This window comes from Streptomyces roseifaciens (assembly GCF_001445655.1).
Taxonomy (GTDB): domain Bacteria; phylum Actinomycetota; class Actinomycetes; order Streptomycetales; family Streptomycetaceae; genus Streptomyces; species Streptomyces aureoversilis.
On the sequence record NZ_LNBE01000004.1, the window covers coordinates 1825401 to 1842964 of the forward strand.

Genomic DNA, 17564 nt, shown 5'->3' on the forward strand with positions numbered 1-17564 from the left:
CTCCCTACCTTAACCGGAACGAGTGACTCGAAACGAGCGAAAGGGCGCCCGGCTGCTGCCGGGCGCCCTTCCTGGGGATCACTGCTCCTCGGTCAGTCCTCGCTGGACGCCGAGGGGAGCTGGGACTGGATGAGGTCCATGACGGAGGAGTCGGTCAGGGTGGTGACGTCGCCCAGGGCGCGGTTCTCCGCGACGTCGCGCAGGAGCCGGCGCATGATCTTGCCCGAGCGGGTCTTGGGCAGCTCGGCGACCGGGAGGATCCGCTTGGGCTTGGCGATCGGGCCGAGCTGCTTGGCGACGTGCGCCCGCAGCTCCTCGACCAGACCCTCCTCCCCGGCGTCGGCGTCGCCGCGCAGGATGACGAAGGCGCAGATCGCCTGGGTGGTCTGCGGGTCGGTCGCGCCGACGACGGCCGCCTCGGCGACCTTCGGGTGCGAGACGAGGGCCGACTCGACCTCGGTGGTGGAGATGTTGTGGCCGGAGACGAGCATGACGTCGTCCACGCGGCCGAGCAGCCAGATGTCGCCGTCGTCGTCCTTCTTGGCGCCGTCGCCCGCGAAGTACTTGCCCTCGAAGCGGGACCAGTAGGTGTCGAGGTAGCGCTGGTCGTCGCCCCAGATGGTGCGGAGCATCGAGGGCCACGGCTCGGTGAGGACGAGGTAGCCGCCGTGGCCGTCGGGGACCTCGTGGGCCTCGTCGTCGACGACGGTGGCGGCGATGCCGGGGAGCGGGACCTGTGCCGAGCCCGGCTTGGTCTCGGTGACGCCGGGCAGCGGGCTGATCATCATGCTGCCCGTCTCCGTCTGCCACCAGGTGTCGACCACCGGGGTGCGGTCGGCACCGATGTGCTTGCGGTACCAGACCCAGGCCTCGGGGTTGATGGGCTCGCCGACCGAGCCGAGGATGCGCAGGCTGGACAGGTCGAACTTGGCCGGGATGTCGTCGCCCCACTTCATGGCGGCGCGGATCGCGGTCGGCGCGGTGTAGAGGATCGTGACGCCGTACTTCTGGACGATCTCCCACCAGCGGCCCTGGTGCGGGCTGTCGGGCGTGCCCTCGTAGAGCACTTCGGTGGCGCCGTTGCTGAGGGGGCCGTAGACGATGTACGAGTGGCCGGTGACCCAGCCGACGTCGGCGGTGCACCAGAACACGTCCGACTCGGGCTTGAGGTCGAAGACGGCGTGGTGGGTGTACGACGCCTGGGTGAGATAGCCGCCGGTGGTGTGCAGGATGCCCTTCGGCTTCCCCGTGGTGCCCGAGGTGTAGAGGATGAAGAGCGGGTGCTCGGCGTCGAACGCCTGCGGCGTGTGCTGCTCGGGCTGGCGGTCGACGAGGTCGTGCCACCACACGTCACGGCCCTCGGTCCAGCCGATGCCCTCCTGGCCGGTGCGCCGGACGACGAGGACGCTGCGGACGTTCTCCGTGCCGGGGCGGGTGAGGGCCTCGTCCACGGCGGGCTTCAGGGCGGAGGGCTTGCCGCGGCGGTAGCCGCCGTCGGCGGTGATGACGACGCGGGCGTCGGCGTCGTTGATGCGCGTGGCGAGGGCGTCGGCGGAGAAGCCGCCGAAGACCAGCGAGTGCGGGGCGCCGATGCGGGCGCAGGCGAGCATCGAGACGACGGCCTCGGGGATCATCGGCAGGTAGATGGCGACCCGGTCGCCCGCCTGGACGCCCAGCTCGGTGAGGGCGTGGGCGGCCTTGGAGACCTCGCGCTGGAGGTCGGCGTAGGTGATGGTGCGGGTGTCGCCGGGCTCGCCCTCGAAGTGCAGCGCGACGCGGTCGCCCAAGCCGTTCTCCACGTGGCGGTCGACGCAGTTGTACGCGACGTTGAGCTTGCCGTCGGCGAACCACTTGGCGAACGGGGGGTTCGACCAGTCGAGGGTCTCGGTCGGCTCGGTCTCCCAGCTCAGGCGGCGGGCCTGCGCGGCCCAGAAGCCCAGCCGGTCAGCCTTCGCCTGCTCGTACGCCTCCGCGGTGACGTTGGCGCTCGCGGCCAGGGCGGCAGGCGGTGCGAAGCGGCGCTCCTCCTTCAAGAGGTTGGCCAGGCTCTCGTTGCTCACGACATCTCCCTTTCCCAGGGTGCCCGTTGGGTGACCGTGCTGCGCCCGGTGGGTGCCCGTAGTGTCCCGGGGCATAGCTCACCAGCCCGGGGCACACCCTGACAAGGGCTGTTGATAAAAATTGGTTTAGACCTGTAGAAAGCCTGATGGTGGGGCCGGGCGACGCAGGGGTCAGACGGCGTCGAGGACCTCGGGGCGTACGGCCGTGAAGGTGCGCGAGGGCGGGTCCAGCACATAGGCCTGGGCCTCGCCCACGTGGAAGTACATGCCGTGGAGCTGGAGCGACCCCTCGGCCACCCGGCGGGCGACGCAGTCGTGAGCCATCAGGTGGTCGAGCTGCTGCATCACGTTGACGAGCGCGAGCCTTTCGAGGGCGTCCGCCACGGGGCGGTCCGCCATCGCCACCTCGCCGCGGCCGAGCCGCCCGATCCGCTGCATTCTGGCCAGGCTCGGACGGCCGTGCCGCAGCCAGCGCACGAGCGGCGTCTGCGGGTCGGCGGGCGCCTTGCCACCGGATGCCATGCCGTCGCCGCGGCCCGCGGGGCTCCGGCCCGTGGTGCTCTGGACGGCCGAGTCGAGCAGCGCCTGCATCGCGCCGCACCCCGAGTGCCCGCACACGGTGATGCTGCCGACCTTCAGCACCTCGACCGCGTACTCCACTGCGGCGCCGACGGAGTCGCAGGAGCCGTCCGTGGCGGGCGGCGGGATCAGATTGCCCACGTTGCGCACGGTGAAGAGGTCGCCCGGCCCGCTGGAGGTGATCATGCTGGTGACCAGCCGGGAGTCGGCACAGGTGAGGAAGAGCTGCGTCGGGCACTGGCCCTCGCGGGCGAGCCGCGCCAGCTCGTCCCGTACGAGCGGGGCGGTGTTGCGCTGGAATGCGCTCACCCCGCCCAGAAGTTGCTGCCCGCCGCCCGGCGCGGGGGCATCCGCCGGAACGGACGGCCGGGTGCAGTGGTGATTGCGCCAGGGCGTCCAGGGGCGGCACGCGTGTGTGCTGACCGGCTCGGCGATCGGGCGCCCGCCGCGGCCCCTGAGGGTGACCCATCCGCCCCGCGCGCGGTGGGCATTGGTCCACGACTGCAGGGTGTCGTAAGCGGTGTGGTCCATGAAGGAGCCGCCCAGCTCGACGATCACCACGGCTCCCGCCGGGATCTGGGCGAGCGCGCGGCTCAGCCGCGGAACCGCCAGAAAGGTCAACTGGCCGCTGACGCGGACCATGTGGGCGGCTCCGTCCTGCTCCACGGTGATGCGCGTGTAGGCGAGCCGCCGCAGGGAGAAGAACGCCGTGACCACGATGCCGACGGCGACCCCCTGCAGGACGCCGAACAGCACCACGGCCCCGAGCGTGGACGCGTACATGGGGAACTCGCGGTGCCGCTGTACGTGCTTGATGTGCGCGAAGCTCACCATCTTCACTCCCACCACCATCACCAGAGCGGCCAGGGCCGCCAGCGGGATCAGCTCCAGGACCGTCGTGAGCAGGCCGGCGCAGAGCAGCACCCACAGCCCGTGCAGCACGGTGGACTTGCGGGAAGCGGCACCCGCCTCCACGTTCGCCGATCCGCGGATCGCGCCGCCGGCGATCGGCAGGCCGCCCAGGAGTCCGGAGACGACATTGGCGGCGCCCTGGCCCGCGAGCTCGCGGTCGAGGTCGGCCGGGCCCTCCTGCATGCCTGCGCGCTCGGCACGCAGCCGGTCCACGGCCACGGCGGACAGCAGGGATTCCATGCTCGCCACGAGCGTCACCGTCAGCACGGCCGCGAAGATGCCCAGCACCGGCCCGTCCGGCAGGGCGGGCAGCGCCTGCAACCGCCATTCGGGGAGGGAGACGCGGGGCACGGGCATGCCGGTGCTCACTCCGGTGGCGGCGGCGACGGCGGCGAGGGGCGCGGGGACCGTACGCAGCCACTGCCCGGCCCGGCCGGGCAGCCGGGGCCAGGCCACCAGCACGGCCGCGGTGACGGCTCCGACCAGCAGGGCCGACGGGTGCGGATGGCTCAGCTCCGAGGGGAGCGCGGCCAGATTCTCCAGCGCGGAGCTGTTCGGCGTGTCGCCCAGGACGACGTGGAGCTGGCCGAGCGCGATCGTCACACCGATGCCCGCGAGTACGCCGTGCACGATCGCCGGGCTGACGGCCAGTGCGCCGCGCGCCACCCGGGCGGCGCCGAGGGCGAATTGCATCAGGCCCGCGAGGGCCGTGATCGCGCAGGTGGCCCGCCAGCCGTACTGCCCGACCAGCTCGGCGGTCACCACGACCAGGCCTGTTGCGGCACCGCTGACCTGGAGCGGCGCGCCCCCCAGCAGGCCCGCGACGATGCCGCCGACCGCCGCCGCCACCAGCCCGGCCTGGAGCGGGGCTCCGGTGGCCAGCGCAATGCCCAGGGAGAGCGGGACGGCGATCAGGAAGATGACGAGGGAAGCGGAGAGATCCCGGCGCCAGGTGGACTGGTCGGGAGCTGGCGGGCCGCTGCCTTCGGCTGCCGGCGGACGGTGTGTCGATGGGGGCTGAGGCTGCATGGTCGTTCCCGTCTTCGTCGGGCGGCGCGAATGCGGTGAAGACGCGGCCGTGGACACGGCGCGCAGCGGCGGGAGCGGCTGCGGTGGCGGGTCGTTAACTCAACTCTCGGTAAACGAATCGTAATGGAGAGTAAAGAGGCGAGGAAAGGTGACGGGTCGAATAAAGGCGCGGTTCCATCTATCGAGTGAATTCGTCATTTCATCTGCTTGTCATTCCCGCGTGTTGGCTCCCCACGTGCGACGTTGAGGTGCCGAATCGGGCAGCATGAAGGCAGAGGTGGCTGATGGCTGCTGGATGGAAAGTGGCGCTGGGAGCTCTCACGGCCATCGCCCTGGCGACGGGTTCGGCCGGCTGCTCGGGCGATGCGGAGCCCGGGGAACTGCGTGGCTCGGTGGACCCGGAGACCGCCGGACGCCCCGTCCGCCTCATCGGTGACGGCTCCACCGCGGACACGGGCCCCCAGCCCGGACAGCCCGCCCCCGACCGTCTGCAGCCCGGTCACAGGCCGCCGCAGTTCGTCGTCTTCTCCTGGGACGGCGCCGGCGAGGACGTGCAGCACCTGTTCTCGCACTTCCGCCGGGTCGGCCAGAAGTACCACGCCACGATGACGTACTTCCTCAGCGGCGTGTACATGCTCCCCGCAGGGAAACGACGGGTCTACAAACCGCCAAGACACCGCGCCGGAGCCTCGGACATCGGCTTCAACACCGTCAAGGGCGTCAAGGACACCGTCGAACAGCTCCGCGGCGCATGGCTGGACGGCAACGAGATCGGCACGCACTTCAACGGGCACTTCTGCGGGCACGACCGGGGCGTCGGCACCTGGTCGCCCAAGGAGTGGGGGAGTGAGATCCGGCAGGCGCGCTCCCTCGTCCGCCGCTGGAAGACCAACGCCGGGCTGAAGGAGGAGGAGCCGCTGCCGTTCGACTACACCAAGGAACTCGTCGGCGGCCGCGCCCCGTGCCTCGAAGGCCAGCGCAACCTCGTCAAGGCCGCCAGGACCATGGGCTTCCGCTACGACGCGAGCTCCGTGGGCGGCCGTCAGGTCTGGCCGCACAAGATCGAGGGTCTCTGGGACTTCCCGCTGCAGGACATCCCGGTCCCCGGACGGGGCTTCGAGACCCTCTCGATGGACTACAACTTCCTTGCCAACCAGTCCGGGACGACCCGCGGCGACCGTTCCCTGCACCGAGCCTGGGGCAAGCAGATGCGCGACGGCCTGCTCGCGGGATTCCACCGCGCCTACCGCGGCAACAGGGCGCCGTTCTTCATCGGCGACCACTTCGAGTCCTGGAACGGCGGCACCTATATGCGAGCGGTCGAGAGCACCATCAAGACCGTCTGCACGAAGGAGGAGGTGCGCTGCGTGTCCTTCAAGCAACTGGCCGACTGGCTCGATGCGCAGGACAGCAGACTCCTTGCGGAACTGCGCAAACTCGACGTGGGCAAGGCGCCCAAGGGCGGCTGGGAGCGCTTCCCCGCCGCCCAGCGCGTCAGGCGGGCTGCGGGCTAGTCGCCCAGCGCTCGTCCAGGACGAAGGCGGGGTCGACCTGAGCCGCCAGGTCGGCGCCCGTCTTCGCGTTGCCCCAGCTCTCCGCGTTCTTCAGGTGGAAGTGCACCATCTGGCGGGTGTAGCGCTGCCAGTCCCGCAGTCCGTACGAGCCGTCCGCCGTCTCGCGCAGGGTCCGCAGCGCCTGGTGGTTGTGCTCTTCGAGCAGTCCGAAGCGGGGCGGCCGGCCCTTCTCCATCGCCCGCACCCAGCCGGAGTGGCCGAAGGTCACCAGCAGGTCCTCGCCCACCTCCTCGCGCAGGAAGTCGACGTCGTCCGGGCCCTGCACCTTGTTGCCCACGACCTTCAGGCAGACGCCGAAGTCGCGCGCGTACTCCTTGTACTGCCGGTAGACGGACACGCCCTTGCGGGTGGGCTCCGCGACCAGGAACGTCATGTCGAAGCGGGTGAACATGCCCGAGGCGAAGGAGTCGCTCCCGGCCGTCATGTCGACCACGACGTACTCGCCGGGACCGTCCACCAGGTGGTTCAGGCACAGCTCGACCGCCCCGACCTTGGAGTGGTAGCAGGCGACCCCGAGGTCGGATTCGGTGAAGGGCCCCGTCACCATCAGCCGCACGGCGCCGCCGTCGAGCTCGACGGGCCGGGCGCACGCGTCGTAGACCGGGTTGTCCTCGCCGATCCGCAGCAGGCGCGAGCCCTCGCCGGGAGGAGTCGTCTTGATCATGGTCTCGGCGGAGGTGATGCGCGGATTGCTGCCGCGCAGGTAGTTCTTGATCAGGGGCAGCTGAGCGCCCATCGCGGGCAGTGCGGAGGTCTCCTCCTCGTCCAGCCCGAGCGCCGCGCCGAGGTGCTGGTTGATGTCGGCGTCCACCGCGACGACGGGGGCGCGGTCAGCGGCGAGGTGGCGGATGAACAGCGAGGACAGCGTGGTCTTGCCGCTGCCGCCCTTCCCTACGAAAGCGATCTTCATGTTCACCAAGCGTAGGTGTGAGGGTGCACGGAGTGAGAGCTGCGCGTGAAGAAGACCACTCGTTCGAGGGGTGTAGACCCGAAGTGCGTACTGTCTTACGCATGAGTACGACTGCCGATCCGCTCGCCACCCTGGCCTCGCTCCCCGGAGTGGCCGACTCCGTGGACTCCGTGCGCAAAGCCGTGGACCGCGTCTACGGGCACCGGGTGATGCGCCGCCGCAGCAACGAGATCACCTCCGAGGCCGCGCTGCGCGGCGCGCGCGGCTCGGCCGCGCTGTCCGGCGCCGACTGGGCGCTCGAAGAGGTGCGCCGCCGCACCGACTTCGGCGTCGAGGGCGAGGCGCGGACCGTGGGCGCGGCCCTCCGGCTGACCGCCGAGGCCGGGCAGCTGCTGAGCGTGTGGCGGCAGTCCCCGCTGCGGGTGCTGGCCAGGCTGCACCTGGTGGCCGCGGGCGGGACCCGACCGGACGAGACCGTGGGCCGGCCCCGGCTGGCCGGTGAGCCGGTCGAGGAGCCGCTGGTCCGGCTGGCGGTGCCCAGCGCGTCGGAGGTGGCCGGGCGGCTCGAAGGCCTGGCGGGGCTGCTCATCGCGGGGACCGAGGCGCCCGCGCTGGTGACGGCGGCCGTCGTGCACGGCGAACTGCTCGCCCTGCGCCCCTTCGGCTCGTGCAACGGGCTCGTGGCGCGGACGGCCGAGCGGATCGTGCTGGTGGGCAGTGGCCTTGACCCCAAGTCGATCTGCCCGGCCGAGGTGGGCCACGCCGAGCTCGGCGCGGAGGCGTATATGACGGCGCTCGACGGCTATGCCTCCGGGACGCCGGAGGGTGTCGGGGCATGGATCGCGCACTGCGGCCGCGCGGTCGAGCTCGGTGTACGGGAGAGCACGGCGGTGTGCGAGGCGCTCCAGCGCGGGGCCGCCTGAGCGGCGGAAGGCGCCGGACAGGGTTGCGGCGGTACCGGTCAATTCCGGTACCGCCGCTGGCATGTTCGCCGGGTTACCATGCGTGCACGATATTTGCCCATCAGGTCGGGAACTTCGCCCGTCACCTGGTGCGGCTGGCCCGTAATCGACGGGTCGGCGTCGCGTGGGTGCCCGACGTTCATGCTTCGGTCCGTGGGGCCTTGGTGCGTGAAGGGCGTCCTCCCGGATGTCCCTGGTCTCGCGGGCCGTTAAGTCCTTTCTACTCCTGTCGCTGCCGAAGTGGAAGGCTGAGCCGCAGATCTTTGTATTTAATGCTGAATCTGGGCAATGCGGACACCTGGTTCGCGGCGCCTGCCGGCCAGCCAGACGAGCCCCGCCGTGGCTGCGGCGGCGCCGACTGCCGCCGCGGCGACGAGGGCGGGGCGCGAGGGCATCGACAGTGCGGGCACCCGTTGCTTCAGCCGCACCGGGCGGTTGAAGGTGAGAACCGGCCAGTCGCGGGCCGCGGCCTCGCGGCGCAGCGCCCGGTCGGGGTTGACCGCGTGCGGGTGGCCGACGGTCTCGAGCATCGGGATGTCGGTGATCGAGTCGCTGTAGGCGTAGCAGCGGGACAGGTCGTATCCCTCGGATTCCGCAAGCTCCTTGACGGCCTCGGCCTTGGTGGGGCCGTAGGCGTAGTACTCCACTTCGCCGGTGAAGGCGCCGTTCTCGACGACCATGCGGGTGGCGACCACGCGGTCGGCGCCCAGGAGTTCGCCGATGGGCTCGACGACCTCGGCGCCCGAGGTGCTGACAATCACCACGTCGCGCCCGGCGGTGTGGTGTGCTTCGATGAGGGAGGCGGCTTCGTCGTAAATGATCGGGTCGATGAGTTCGTGCAGGGTCTCGGCGACGATCTCGCGGACCTGCTGGACATTCCAGCCCCTGCAGAGCGCCGAGAGATACTCGCGCATCCGCTCCATCTGATCGTGGTCGGCTCCGCCGGCGAGGAAGACGAACTGTGCGTACGCGGTGCGCAGCACGGCACGCCGGTTGATCAAGCCACCTTGGTAGAACGACTTGCTGAAGGTGAGCGTGCTCGACTTCGCAATGACCGTCTTGTCCAGATCAAAGAACGCGGCTGTCCGGGGCAACGAGTGGTTTTCCACGGTGCCGAGCATAGGCGCCCTCCATTCGGCGTAAGCTGAGGCGTGTGGGTTTGCCTGAGAAGGCTCTCGGGTACACCATGGAAGTCACGGATCGTTCGCGACCGTGTCTAACCCGGTCCGACTCCTCCCCCCCCGAGTCGGCCGTGGGGACGACCCCCGCTCTCCCCCCCGGCGGGGGTCGTCGCATGTCCGGATGCTTTTTGCAGGACCCCACCCGGCATTCCTCCCTCCCGCGCCGCCCGCTCGGCGACTGCCTCCCTCCCTTCATACACGCTACGCAGCGTAATCGGCGGGCTGCTCTCCGGAAGTCACCGGTATAGGTGACCGGGATATTCACAGCGGTTGAGTTGTCCACAGTTTTTGACCAAGATCCACATTATTTTCCAGTTCCCTGCACGGTGATTCCCCCGCGCTCTTCCGCGATGTCCGCGGATGCGAGAGCGCGCAGTGAGACGGGGAGGACGCCGTGGCCGGATCCAGCGCATCCGATTGGCCGCCCGCCGCCGGCAGGAGGCGGCGCGGACCACTGATCATCGCCGAGGACGAGGAGCTGCTCGACGACCTGTTGCGCCTGTGCGCGGCGGCCGGAGCAGTGCCCGAAGTGGCGCACGGGGCGCCGGCGCGCCGAGGTGCGGGGCAGGACCCGCCGCTGATCCTGGTCGGCGAGGACTGCGCCCGCCGGCTGCGCGGATCCCGCCTCGCGGCGCACGGGGAGGCGGTGCTGCTCGTCGGCCGGGACCGCGGCGACGCCGGGGTGTGGCGGCTGGCCATGGAGATCGGCGCCCGGGATGTGGCGCTGCTGCCCGGCTGCGAGAGCCGGCTCGTGGAGCGGATCGCCGATGCCGTCGAGGTGGCCGGGCGGCCCGCCCTCACCGTCGGGGTGATCGGCGGGCGGGGTGGTGCGGGGGCGAGCACGCTCGCGTGCGCGCTCGCCGTCGGTGCGGCCGGCGCCGGGCGGCGCACCATGCTCATCGACGGCGACCCCCTGGGCGGTGGCCTCGACGTCCTGCTCGGGGGCGAGAGGGCCGAAGGGCTGCGCTGGCCCGCCTTCGCCGACTCCCGGGGCCGGGTGGCGTGTCACGCCCTGGAGGAGGCGCTGCCCGAGCTCCACTCGCTGCGCCTGCTCAGCTGGGACCGGAGTCCGTGTACGGCCGTGCCGCCCGATGCGATGAAGGCCGTGCTGGCCGCCGCGCGCCGCCGTGGCGGTGCGGTCGTCGTCGATCTGCCGCGCAGGCTGGACGAAGCGGCCCTCGAAGCCCTCGGGCAGCTGGATGCGGGCTTGTTGGTGGTGCCTGCCGAGCTGCGGGCCGTGGCCGCGGCGCACCGCGTCGCCGCCACCGTCGGCGCCGTCCTCGGCGATCTGCGGGTGGTCGTCCGCGGCCCGCGCGTCTCCGGGCTCGACGGAGAGGAGATCGCCCGCCTCCTCGGCCTGCCCCTCGCAGGCGATCTCCCCCCGGAGACGGGCCTGCAGGCAGCGCTCGCGGCAGGCAGACCCCCGGGCGGCGAGCGCGGCCCGCTGGCCCGGTTCTGCACCGACTTCTGGGCCTGCTTCGAGGCCGCCCAGGGGGCGTCGGCATGAGCACCGGACTGCTGGACGCCGTACGGCTGCGGCTGGCCGAGAGCGGCGCCGACCCCACGCCCGCCAGGGTCGCCGAGGCCCTGCGCCAGGAGGGGCGGCTGCTGGGGGACGCCGAGATCCTCGGCGTCGCGGCCCGGCTGCGCTCCGAACTGATCGGCGCCGGCCCGCTCGAGCGGCTGCTCGCCGAGCCCGACGTCACCGACGTCCTGGTCACGGCGCCCGACGAGGTCTGGGTCGACCGCGGCGTCGGCCTGGAGCGCACGGACGTGACCTTCCCGGATGCGGCAGCGGTGCGCAGGCTCGCCCAGCGGCTCGCCGCGATCGCGGGCCGCCGGCTGGACGACGCCCGGCCCTGGGTAGACGCGCGGCTTCCCGACGGGACCCGGCTGCATGCGGTGCTGCCGCCGATCGCCGTCGGCTCGACCTGCCTGTCGTTGCGTGTCGTCAGGCCCCGCGCCTTCACCCTGGCGGACCTGACGGCCGCGGGGACCGTGCCACCGGGCGGGGACCGGCTGCTGCGGGCGGTGCTGGAGGCGCGGCTGTCGTTCATCGTCAGCGGCGGGACGGGCTCCGGCAAGACGACGTTGCTGACCACCTTGCTGGGGCTGGTGGCGGCGGACGAGCGGATCGTCCTCGCAGAGGACTCCGCCGAACTGCGCCCGGATCACCCGCACGTCGTCCGGCTGGAGACCCGTCCGGCGAACCAGGAGGGCATGGGTCTGGTCACCTTGCGGGATCTGGTGAGGCAGGCCCTGCGGATGAGGCCGGACCGGCTGGTGGTGGGCGAGGTCCGCGGACCGGAGGTCACGGACCTGCTGGCCGCGCTCAATACGGGCCATGAGGGCGGCTGCGGCACGGTTCATGCGAACGCCGCGGCGGACGTGCCCGCCCGGCTGGAGGCGCTCGGCTCCACCGCCGGGCTCGACCGTGCCGCGCTGCACAGCCAATTGGCGGCCGGGCTGTCGGTCGTGATCCACCTGGTGCGGGACCGGAGCGGCCGTCGGCGCGTCGCCGAGGTGCATGTGCTCGAGCGGGACGGCGCCGGGTTCGTCACCACGGTGCCCGCAGCCGTATGGGGGGCCACCGGCTTTCAGGAGGCGCGAGGCTGGGCCCGGTTGGCGGAGCTGTGCGAGCGGGGCGGAGTGACGCCGTGACGGCCGCCGGGACGATGCCGCCGGCCACGCTCGCGGGTGTTGCCGCGCTGAGCGCTCTGTTTATGGCCTGGCCGCCGGGCGCTTCCGGGAGGGAGTTGCGCCGCGCCCGGCTGATGTTCGCAGGCGGCGGGTCGCTCGTACCTCCTGCACCCTGGCCGCCTGCCCTGGTGGGCGAGTGGGGCACCCGCCTGCGGCGCTGGGCGCGGGCCCGGAGGGAGTTGGCGTGCCTCCCGCTCGGGGGTGCCGTGGCTCTGCTGGGCAGGTCGGTGCTGCCGCTGCTGGCGGCGCTGGTGGCCGTGCCGCTCGTGCGCAGATGGCTGGCCGTCCGCAAGGAGCAGCGCGAGAGGGAGCGGCGGGAAGCGGCCGTGATCGAGCTGTGCGGGACCGTCGCGGGCGAACTGCGAGCCGGCCGGCAGCCCGGCCAGGCGCTGGCCGGTGTGCCCGCGGGGGACTTGGGGCCGCAATGGACGGCGGTCTCGGCGGCGGCGAGGTTCGGCGGGGACGTTCCGGGGGCCCTGAGGGCCGTGGCCGCCTGCCCCGGGGCCGAGGGGCTGCACGGTGTGGCCGCCTGTTGGCGCGTCGCCGTCGACGGCGGTGCGGGGCTCGCCGCCGGGCTCGAACGGGTCTCGGCGGCCCTGAGCGCCGAGCGGGATCAAAGGGAGGAACTGCGGTCGCAGTTGGCGGGCGCGCGGTCCACCGCGGTGATGCTGGCCCTGCTGCCCGTGCTTGCCCTGCTGATGGGCAGTGCGCTGGGAGCGGCGCCGCTGCGGGTGCTGTTGCACACCCCGGCCGGGCTGGGCTGTCTGCTCCTCGGCGGGCTCTTGGAGGCCGCCGGCATCGCCTGGACCGGGCGGATCGTACGGGCGGCGGCGGGGGAGCGGGGAGGGGCCGGTGGGCCCGGCCCGGCGGAGGGGAAGGTGTCGTGAGGGGAAATGTTATCCACAGCCTGTGGATGATGATTCTTCCGGGAATCGCCGCCCTGGGTGCAGTGGTGGCGGCGGTCCGTGTGCGCAGGAGGCGGACGGTACGCCGCCGGATCGCCGCGCTGTTCGGCGGGGCATCGGCAACGGCTGCGAAGGGGCAGCGACTGCGTGCCCTGACCGGTCGGCTGCCGGGGATCCGGGACGGGCTGCTCGCGGCCGGGGCCGGAGCCGCAGGGGTCATCCTCCTCGGGGGAGCCGCCGGCTGCGCAGGGGGACTCGCCGCCGCGTACGGCATGTGGCGGTGGCTGCGGCGCCGGAAGCGGGCCGACGGGCCGGACGGGCTCCCGGTCGAAGAGGTCGAGCGGCAACTTCCGCTGGCCGCCGACCTCATGGCGGCGTGCCTGGCCGCGGGGGCGGGGCCGAGGGAGGCCGCCGAAGCGGTCGGCGTGTCGCTGGGCGGCCCGGTGGGCGAACGGCTCGCCCGCGCCGCGGCGGAGGTCCGGCTCGGCGGCGACCCGGCCACGGCCTGGAGCCGGCTGGGCGGCCTCCCCGGGGCCCGAGGGCTCGCCCGCTGCCTGGAGCGGGCCCAGGCGACGGGAGTGCCCGCGGTGGAGCCCATGTCCCGGCTCGCGGGCCATTTGAGGGCCCAGCGCGGCAGGGCGGCCGGCATACGGGCCCGGCGCGCGGGCGTCCTGGCGACGGCCCCTCTCGGGCTGTGCTTCCTGCCCGCGTTCCTGACGGTCGGAGTGGTGCCCGTGGTGATCGGGCTGGCGAGCGGTCTGACGAAAGGACATTGACGGTGAGTGGAGTGAAGGTCGTGGCCGTACGGACGGGGGAGAAGGCGATGGTCCTGCGAGGGATGCCGGGGCGCAGAGTCTGGCGGGAGGCGCCGCGGTCGCGGCAGGGCGCCCGGAGCGGACGGCGGCGGGCATCGGCCCGGCCGCGGCTGTGGCCGGCGGCCTGGCCGAACGGCCGTCCGTGGGCCCTTGCCGGTGCCGATGCGGGGATGTCGACCGCCGAGTACGCCGTCGGCACCGTGGCCGCCTGTGCGCTCGCCGCGGTGCTCTACAAGGTGGTCACGAGCGGCGCGGTCAGCGCGGCGCTGCAGGGGCTCATCGGGAGGGCGCTCAATGCGCCATTCTGACGGGACGTCGGGCATGACAGCTGATGCAGCGTCCAGTCGGTTGCGCAGCAAGGGCGCTGACGGTGGCTATGTGACCGCTGAGGCCGCGATGGCGCTCCCGGCCCTGATCCTGTTCGGTGCGGCCCTGATCTGGGGGCTGATGGCGGCCGGCGCGCAGATCCAGTGCGTGGATGCCGCCCGAGCGGGGGCCCGGGCGGCGGCCCGGTCCGATCCTGTGGGCGTCGCGGTCGCGTCGGCGCGGTCCGCCGCGCCGCCGGGCTCCCGTATCGCCGTCATGCGCGAGGGCGATCTCGTACGGGTGCGGGTCGAGGCCAGGGCGGCCGGTCCGCTGGCTCTCAGGCTGGGCGGAGAGGCGGTGGCCCTTGCGGAGGAGACGGTGCGGTGACCGGGGCGTGGCGACGGTGTGGGTGGCGGTCGCGGCCGCCGCGCTCTGTGCAGTGTTCGCGGCGCTGCTGGCCATGGGGCAGGCCGTGGTGGCCCGCCATCGCGCCGGAGGCGCGGCGGACCTGTCGGCGCTGGCAGCTGCCGACCACGCCCTCGACGGGCAGGAGACCGCGTGCGGTCTCGCCCGGCGGGTGGCCGCCGCTCAGGGGGCGAGAGCGGTGCGCTGCGCCGTGAGCGGCGAGATCGCCGAGGTCACGGCCGAGGCGAGGGTGGGGCCGTACGCCGTCCGGGTGCGGTCGCGGGCGGGGCCCGCGGAGGCCGCGGGGATCGGGCCCGTTGCGTCCGTGTGGCTCACCCGTCCTTCGGAGCGTCCCTGAGGAGCCGGGCCAGGAGGCGTATGGCGGCCCGTTTGTCGAGAGGGTCGTTGCCGTTGCCGCACTTGGGGGACTGGACGCAGGAGGGGCAGCCGGTGTCGCACTCGCAGGCGGCGATCGCCTCGCGCGTGGCGGTGAGCCAGCCCGCGGCGGTGTGGAAGGCCCTCTCGGCGAAGCCCGCGCCGCCGGGGTGGCCGTCGTAGACGAAGACGGTCGGCAGGAGCGTGTCGGGGTGCAGGGGGACGGAGACGCCGCCGATGTCCCAGCGGTCGCAGGTGGCGAAGAGGGGGAGCATGCCGATGGAGGCGTGTTCCGCGGCGTGCAGGGCGCCTCCGAGGGCCTCGGGGGCGATCCGGGCCTCGTCGAGCTGGTCCTCGGTGACGGTCCACCACACGGCGCGGGTGCGCAGCGTACGCGGCGGCAGGTCCAGCTTGGACTCGCCGAGGACCTCGCCGGTGATGAGCCGGCGGCGGAGGAAGGAGACGACCTGGTTGGTCACCTCGACCGAGCCGAAGCACAGCCGCGCCTCCCCCCAGGGGATCTCGGCGCTGGTCTCCAGGATGGAGACGGCCGTCGTGTCGCGGGCCGTCGTCGAGTACGGCGGGTCGGCCTGCTCGACGAGGGCGACGGAGTCCTCCAGGTCGAGGCGGCGGACGAGGTAGGTGCGGCCCTGGTGGAGGTGGACCGCGCCCTCGTGGACGGAGGCGTGGGCGGCGCCCGCGTCCACGGTGCCCAGCAGCCGCCCGGTGCCCTCCTCCACGACCTGGACGGGGCGGCCCCCGCCGCCCCGGATGTCGGTGAGGTCGGCGGCGCGCTCGCGCCGGGTCCAGTGCCAGGCGGCCCCGCGGCGGCGGAGCAGCTTGCGCGCCTCGAGCTGGGCGAGCAGGCCCGGCGTCTCGGGTCCGAACAGGGACAGGTCGGCCTCGGTGAGCGGCAGCTCGGCGGCCGCGGCGCACAGATGGGGGGCGAGGACGTAGGGGTTGTCGGGATCGAGGACGGTGGATTCCACGGGCTGCCGGAAGAGCGCCTCGGGGTGGTGGACGAGATAGGTGTCCAGGGGGTCGTCGCGGGCGACCAGCACGGCGAGGGCTCCCCGGCCCGTACGGCCCGCGCGGCCGGCCTGCTGCCACAGGGAGGCCCGCGTGCCCGGATAGCCCGTCAGGAGGACGGCGTCGAGGCCGGCGACGTCGACGCCGAGCTCCAGGGCGGTCGTCGCGGACAGGCCCAGCAGCTCGCCGCTGTGCAGGGCGCGCTCGATGGCGCGGCGCTCCTCGGGGAGATAGCCGCCGCGGTAGGCGGCGACACGCCCGGGCAGGGAACGGTTTACGGCCGCCAGGCGCTCCTGGGCGATCAGGGCGACGAGCTCGGCGCCACGCCGTGACCGTACGAAGGCGACCGTGCGGACGCCCTGGACCACGAGGTCGGTGAGGAGGTCGGCGCTCTCGGCGGTGGCGGTGCGGCGCACGGGGGCCCCTCGCTCGCCGTGGAGCTCGGTGAGGGGCGGCTCCCAGAGGGCGAAGACCAGCTCGCCGCGCGGGGAGGCGTCCTCGGTGATCTCCACCACCGGAACGCCCGTCAGCCGGCCGGCGGCGGTGGCCGGATCGGAGGAGGTGGCCGAGGCGAGGAGGAAGACCGGATCGGCCCCGTAGCGGGCGCAGACACGCCGGAGCCGGCGCAGCACCTGGGCGACGTGCGAGCCGAAGACGCCCCGGTAGGTGTGGCACTCGTCGATGACGACGTAGCGCAGGGCACGCAGGAAGGAGGACCACTTGGGGTGGGCGGGCAGGATCGAGCGGTGGAGCATGTCGGGGTTGGTGAGCGCGTAATTGGCGTACTGACGCACCCACTCCCGCTCCTCGACGGGAGTGTCCCCGTCGTAGACGGCGGGCCGCACGCCCTTGCCCAGGGGCTCGGCGAGGGCCTTCACGGCGCGCCGCTGATCGGCGGCGAGGGCCTTGGTGGGGGCGAGGTACAGCGCGGTCGCCCCGCGGCCGTTCGGGGCCTCGGAGCCGTCCAGCAGGGCGCTGAGGACCGGTGCCAGGTACGCGAGGGACTTCCCGGAGGCGGTTCCGGTGGCCACGACCACCGATTCGCCGCGCAGTGCGTGCTCTGCGGTGAGCGCCTGATGGGCCCACGGCCGCTCGATGCCGGCCGCCCGGACGGCCTCCACCACTTCCGGCCGGATCTTCTCAGGCCAGGGGGCATGACGTCCGGGACGCGGGGGCAAGTGCTCCGTATGAGTGATGCGTGCAGCCCTGTCCGCCCCGGCGGTCAGTCGGTCGAGGACTGTCCGGGGAGAGGGATGTACGCCCGCCTCCGGCGGGAGTTGATCGTTGGCCATCGGCACCGAGTGTGTCACTGGCGTGACGGACAATGGCGTCAAGGCGTCGTGCGCGCCTGCCGGTAAGTGATTGAATGCCATCGCGGCTGCCGATCCATGGGGGGCGACCGCTCGATGCAAGGTGCTGGAGGATCCGTGGACCTGTCCCTGTCGACCGAGACCGTAGGCGACCGTACGGTTGTCCGGGTCGGTGGCGAGATTGATGTGTACACCGCGCCCAAGCTGCGTGAGCAGCTGGTCGAGCTTGTCAACGACGGCAGCTATCACCTCGTCGTGGACATGGAGGGCGTCGACTTCCTCGACTCCACCGGGCTCGGCGTCCTGGTCGGCGGGCTGAAGCGGGTGCGGGCCCATGAGGGCTCGCTGCGCCTGGTCTGCAACCAGGAGCGCATTCTCAAGATTTTCCGTATCACCGGCCTCACCAAGGTGTTCCCCATCCACACCTCGGTCGAGGATGCGGTGCAGGCGACCGACTGAGGTCGCCGGGGAAGACTGTCACGCGGGGGGCACCCGGGCTCGCGGGTCCGGCC

At 72.6% G+C, this 17564-nt stretch carries 15 protein-coding genes; 10 read left to right on the plus strand and 5 right to left on the minus strand.

The features are described from left to right. Positions 1 to 92: 92 nt before the first annotated feature. Both acs and AS857_RS25370 read right to left on the minus strand, forming a co-directional pair. Positions 93 to 2135 carry an acetate--CoA ligase gene (gene acs, locus AS857_RS25365; protein ID WP_420823963.1) on the minus strand — a complete coding sequence of 681 codons (2043 nt, stop codon included), beginning with the start codon at positions 2133 to 2135 and terminating at the stop codon, positions 93 to 95. A gap of 96 nt (positions 2136 to 2231) precedes the next feature. Beyond that, positions 2232 to 4580, minus strand: coding sequence for a SulP family inorganic anion transporter (locus AS857_RS25370; RefSeq protein ID WP_058045550.1), 2349 nt, complete (start codon positions 4578 to 4580; stop codon positions 2232 to 2234). 284 nt (positions 4581 to 4864) lie between these two features. On the opposite strand from AS857_RS25370, the gene AS857_RS25375 reads away from it, so the two are divergent. Next, positions 4865 to 6094: a polysaccharide deacetylase family protein gene (locus AS857_RS25375; protein WP_058045551.1), complete on the plus strand. Its 1230-nt coding sequence runs from the start codon at positions 4865 to 4867 to the stop codon at positions 6092 to 6094. On the opposite strand, the gene AS857_RS25380 is transcribed toward AS857_RS25375, so the two are convergent. Beyond that, on the minus strand, positions 6075 to 7064 hold the full coding sequence (locus AS857_RS25380; RefSeq protein WP_058045552.1) for an ATP-binding protein: 990 nt from the start codon (positions 7062 to 7064) through the stop codon (positions 6075 to 6077). The two genes, AS857_RS25375 and AS857_RS25380, sit on opposite strands and share 20 nt — an antisense overlap. A 101-nt stretch (positions 7065 to 7165) precedes the next feature. On the opposite strand from AS857_RS25380, the gene AS857_RS25385 reads away from it, so the two are divergent. Continuing rightward, on the plus strand, positions 7166 to 7987 hold the full coding sequence (locus tag AS857_RS25385) for a Fic family protein (RefSeq protein WP_058045553.1): 822 nt from the start codon (positions 7166 to 7168) through the stop codon (positions 7985 to 7987). A 308-nt stretch (positions 7988 to 8295) separates the two neighbouring features. Here AS857_RS25385 and AS857_RS25390 read toward each other — a convergent pair whose 3' ends face one another. After that, the gene (locus tag AS857_RS25390) at positions 8296 to 9147 is read right to left on the minus strand and encodes an HAD family hydrolase (RefSeq protein ID WP_058045554.1); all 852 of its coding nucleotides are present in this window, start codon (positions 9145 to 9147) and stop codon (positions 8296 to 8298) included. Positions 9148 to 9601: 454 nt separating this feature from the next. Between AS857_RS25390 and ssd the strand changes: the two genes are divergently transcribed. Genes ssd through AS857_RS25425 form a run of 7 tightly spaced genes read left to right on the plus strand, consistent with a single transcriptional unit; the run spans position 9602 to position 14696 of the window. Further along, positions 9602 to 10714 (plus strand): septum site-determining protein Ssd, encoded by a 1113-nt coding sequence (gene ssd, locus AS857_RS25395; protein ID WP_058045555.1) that lies wholly within the window; start codon positions 9602 to 9604, stop codon positions 10712 to 10714. Then, positions 10711 to 11868: a TadA family conjugal transfer-associated ATPase gene (locus AS857_RS25400; RefSeq protein ID WP_058045556.1), complete on the plus strand. Its 1158-nt coding sequence runs from the start codon at positions 10711 to 10713 to the stop codon at positions 11866 to 11868. Before ssd ends, AS857_RS25400 begins: the two co-directional genes overlap by 4 nt. Beyond that, positions 11865 to 12794 carry a type II secretion system F family protein gene (locus AS857_RS25405; protein ID WP_420823964.1) on the plus strand — a complete coding sequence of 310 codons (930 nt, stop codon included), beginning with the start codon at positions 11865 to 11867 and terminating at the stop codon, positions 12792 to 12794. Before AS857_RS25400 ends, AS857_RS25405 begins: the two co-directional genes overlap by 4 nt. Before the next feature lie 26 nt (positions 12795 to 12820). Next, positions 12821 to 13588 carry a type II secretion system F family protein gene (locus tag AS857_RS25410; protein WP_058047046.1) on the plus strand — a complete coding sequence of 256 codons (768 nt, stop codon included), beginning with the start codon at positions 12821 to 12823 and terminating at the stop codon, positions 13586 to 13588. A 2-nt stretch (positions 13589 to 13590) separates the two neighbouring features. After that, positions 13591 to 13935, plus strand: a complete 345-nt coding sequence (locus tag AS857_RS25415) for a DUF4244 domain-containing protein (protein ID WP_245700493.1) — start codon at positions 13591 to 13593, stop codon at positions 13933 to 13935. A gap of 13 nt (positions 13936 to 13948) precedes the next feature. Beyond that, positions 13949 to 14320: a TadE family type IV pilus minor pilin gene (locus AS857_RS41635; protein WP_245700495.1), complete on the plus strand. Its 372-nt coding sequence runs from the start codon at positions 13949 to 13951 to the stop codon at positions 14318 to 14320. A 7-nt stretch (positions 14321 to 14327) separates the two neighbouring features. After that, positions 14328 to 14696 carry an Rv3654c family TadE-like protein gene (locus AS857_RS25425; protein ID WP_420823965.1) on the plus strand — a complete coding sequence of 123 codons (369 nt, stop codon included), beginning with the start codon at positions 14328 to 14330 and terminating at the stop codon, positions 14694 to 14696. Here AS857_RS25425 and AS857_RS25430 read toward each other — a convergent pair. Beyond that, entirely contained in the window at positions 14671 to 17115 is a 2445-nt protein-coding gene (locus tag AS857_RS25430; protein WP_079110619.1) for a DEAD/DEAH box helicase, read from the minus strand. The genes AS857_RS25425 and AS857_RS25430 overlap by 26 nt on opposite strands. 54 nt (positions 17116 to 17169) lie before the next feature. Between AS857_RS25430 and bldG the strand changes: the two genes are divergently transcribed. Beyond that, entirely contained in the window at positions 17170 to 17511 is a 342-nt protein-coding gene (bldG, locus tag AS857_RS25435; RefSeq protein WP_030367299.1) for an anti-sigma factor antagonist BldG, read from the plus strand. The last annotated feature ends 53 nt before the right edge of the window (positions 17512 to 17564 follow it).